Genomic DNA, 3256 nt, shown 5'->3' on the forward strand with positions numbered 1-3256 from the left:
GCTCGTCGTCGAGGTCGTCGGTGGTGTGGTCGAAGATCTGCATGCCGAGGTATTTGCGCCAGGCGTTCTCGGTGCGGGGGACGACGCCGTCGCGGGCGGCGGCCTCTTCCGCGGCGCGGACCTGCTTGATCAGCTTCAGGGCATTGCGGCGCTGCTGGTCTTCGACACTGTCACGGGCACTCGCGGTGAAGGCGACCTCCACCCAGCTCAGGGCCGGGCTGATGGCCTCGACCGGGAAGTCGGCGCCGGCGAGCCGCTCGAAGACCTTCTGAGTCAGGGCCAGCGCGGGCTGCGAGGTGACGATGCCGTCGAGGACGCTCCCCCGCTGCCGCTCGGCGGCCTTGGCCTCTTCCCACTCGCGGATCTGGCGTTCGAGATCCGCGTGCTCGCCGGACAGCACGCCGGGCGTCCGGCCCGACACCTTGTCGATGAAGCTCTTCGCCACGTCGTCGATGTCGAACGGGGTGATCGCCGAATCCTCGGCGATCCGCGCGTGGAACAGCACCTGCAGCAGCAGATCGCCCAGCTCGGAGCACAGCTCTTCCGCGGTGCCGTCGTCGAAGGCGTCGAGCAGTTCGTAGACCTCTTCGAGGAGGTAGCGGCGCAGCGAGTCGTGCGTCTGCCGCTTCTCCCACGGCCCGGTCCGGCGCAGCTGATCCATCAGCGCGACCGCCTTGATCAACTGCGAACCCGGCACCGGATGGCCGGAGACGATCTGCGCTCCGCGAGCAATCCAGTCAGCGGCAATCGGGTGCTTGTCGTCGCTGGTCAGCAGGGTCGCGTTCTCGGCGTACTGGTCGACCGAATCCGCTCGCTCATACGAGCCCAGGTGCCACAGCAGCGTCGGATGCACATCCTCGGTGACGTACACGTGGCCGTCGGCCAGCGCTTTGGCCGCGCCCGCCGGAATCATGTCCGGCCACGTCGGATCCAGCAGCACCACAGTCATCGACAACCTCCGCCTCACTGATACGACCTCAAGGGTAGCCACCCGGCGCCGCAGCCAAACGACCAAACGCGCGCGTCTCCCGCGATAACGTCCGAAACCATGTCCACAGACCTGCAGACCGTCGTCGACCGTCTCGCCATCGATGACATTCTGACCGCCTATGCGACCGCCGTCGACTCAGGATCATTCGAAGATCTGCGCGGGGTGTTCACGGCGGATGCGCGCATCGATTACACGGCCACCGGCGGGATCGCGGGCAGCGTCGACGAGGTGATCGCGTGGCTCGAGACGGTACTGCCCGGGTTCACTACTTACTGCCACTTCCTGGGGAACCGACAGGTCAGCGTCGACGGCGACGCGGCGCGGTCGCGGACGCTCTGTTTGAACCCGATGGTCGCCGAGCCGAACGGGTTTCTGCTCGGGATCTATTACAACGACTTGTGGGTCCGCGGTGACGACGGGTGGCGGATCGGCGAGCGGGTGCTGGAGACGTGTTTTCAGCGGCCGTTGTGAGAGGTACGTGGCGCTCGTACATCAGAGTTCCGCATAGCTCGAGCAATCCACGTGACGTCGATGATGGGAGCTATCGGAAACTCTCATGTACCGACAGGCAGGTTTCCTGATCCGCTACCGCAATGAGCTCCGGCACGTCGGCGGGGTCTCGATATACGTGCTCGTTCCTCGCACGCACTCGACCAGCGAGTATGAGCACACCACCAGCAAACAAGAGCACTCGGCCAGCGATGAACCGAGCACTCCCCTGTTCGCGGATCAGTAGCTCGCGGCGTACCCGAGGACCTCGCTGACGTAGGCCGACGAGTTGTTGTAGCGCAGCACGGCTGCGACCCGGTCGCCTTCGTTGCTCAGGTCCAGGCCGTCGTGGCAGAGGTAGCGCGCGGTGGTCAGCGCGGCGTCGAAGACGTTCTGGGGGTCGATCTTGCCGTCACCGTTGCCGTCCGCAGCGAAGGTCTTCCAGGTCGACGGCAGGAACTGCATCGGGCCGACCGCGCGGTCGAAGCCGGTGTCGCCGTCCAGGGCGCCGCCGTCGGTGTCACCGATCACCTGGTTGCCGGCCAGCGAACCGTCGAGGGTCGGACCGTAGATCGGCGAGCGCAACTGGCCGTTGTCGTCGGCGTCGCCGAGGTTCGCGTGGTGCGATTCCACGCGGCCGATGCCGGCGATCAGCGTCCAGTCGATGTGGCAGGCCGCGGCGGACTTGGCCATGGTGTCCTGCGCGGCCTTGTAGGCCTCGAAGTTGACCTTCGGGATCGTGCCCGACAGGACCGACTCTGGAAGCTTCGGTGCCGGGGCGGCTGCCTCTGCGGGCTCGGCGACGTCGGTCTTGGCCGGCGCCGGGTCAGCGACCGACTCAGACAGCTGGGAGACCTGGGCGACGTCGGTGGGCGCCGGTCCCGCGTAGTGGCTCTCGGTGGCCGTCGACGCACCCGTCAGTACTGCGGAGATCGGCACGACCGCAGCGGCAACGGCCCAGGCGGTACGAGTCTTTGTTCGGTTCGACAGCATGAAACAACCTGCATTCGTCGGTGATTGGAGTTCTCGCGAGGCACATCGGCGGGGTGCGAGATACGGAAGATCTCGTCGGCCGGGGCTCTGCGACTCCTAACGACGGTACATAGTTTCGTGTCCTTGCCGTTATCTGCCCGTTATCTAATGGGGCGGGGCGGGGTGGCTGGAACCGAGGCTTCGCTGGTCAGCGAGGTGTGCGCGCGGGATTTGTGAGGTCACGCACGTTGCGTTGGTTAGTCGGGATCCGGGGGCCTGTGGCGCACTCGGGCGCGTCGGTGTGGTCTCGATATGCCTGCTCGTTCCTCGCAGGCACTCGACCACCGGAGGGTCGACCATCCGCCGGCGGGGCTTCGACGGCGCTCAGCCGGCGGGGGCGGGGCACTCCGGGGCGGGGCTCAGCCGGCAGGGGTGGGGCACGCCTCCGAAGGGGCTTCGACGGGGGTCAGGCGTCGAGGGACTCCGGGGGTTTGATGGTGGTCAGGAAGGCGACGAGGTAGTCGATGAGTTCGTTGTCGCGGAGGCGGGGCGAGCCCATACCGGCGGTGCGCGGAATGGGCAGGGTCACCGTGTGGGTGGTCGCCCGGTAGTTGGCGGCCTTGTAGAGGCGCGCCAGGCGGACCTGCTCGCTGTCGAGGAGCAGCAGCGGCGAGACCTTGACCGACTCCCCGGCCAGACCCACCTCGGTGACGCCGTGCTCGCGGCACCGGATCCGCAGGCGGGCGATCGCCGCCAGGCGCTGGGTCTGCTCCGGCGGCTCACCGTAACGGTCGTTGAGTTCGA

Annotated in this window: 4 protein-coding genes; 1 reads left to right on the plus strand and 3 read right to left on the minus strand. The window is 67.1% G+C overall.

What is annotated here, in order from left to right; translation table 11 throughout:
- On the minus strand, nucleotides 1-949 hold a 949-nt coding region (locus GX543_RS18205; RefSeq protein ID WP_290853977.1), incomplete at its 3' end, for a MazG family protein.
- Between the two features lie 99 nt (nucleotides 950-1048).
- Between GX543_RS18205 and GX543_RS18210 the strand changes: the two genes are divergently transcribed.
- Complete coding sequence (locus GX543_RS18210) at nucleotides 1049-1462, plus strand: nuclear transport factor 2 family protein (protein WP_290853978.1); 414 nt, start codon at nucleotides 1049-1051, stop codon at nucleotides 1460-1462.
- Nucleotides 1463-1720: 258 nt separating this feature from the next.
- On the opposite strand, the gene GX543_RS18215 is transcribed toward GX543_RS18210, so the two are convergent.
- A complete protein-coding gene (locus GX543_RS18215) occupies nucleotides 1721-2473 on the minus strand; it encodes a lytic murein transglycosylase (protein WP_290853979.1) in 753 nt (250 codons plus the stop codon).
- A gap of 445 nt (nucleotides 2474-2918) precedes the next feature.
- Nucleotides 2919-3256: TRCF domain-containing protein (locus GX543_RS18220; protein ID WP_290853980.1), on the minus strand; the 338-nt coding region annotated here is incomplete at its 5' end.

The sequence above is a fragment of the Gordonia sp. (in: high G+C Gram-positive bacteria) genome (assembly GCF_012515855.1).
Taxonomy (GTDB): domain Bacteria; phylum Actinomycetota; class Actinomycetes; order Mycobacteriales; family Mycobacteriaceae; genus Gordonia.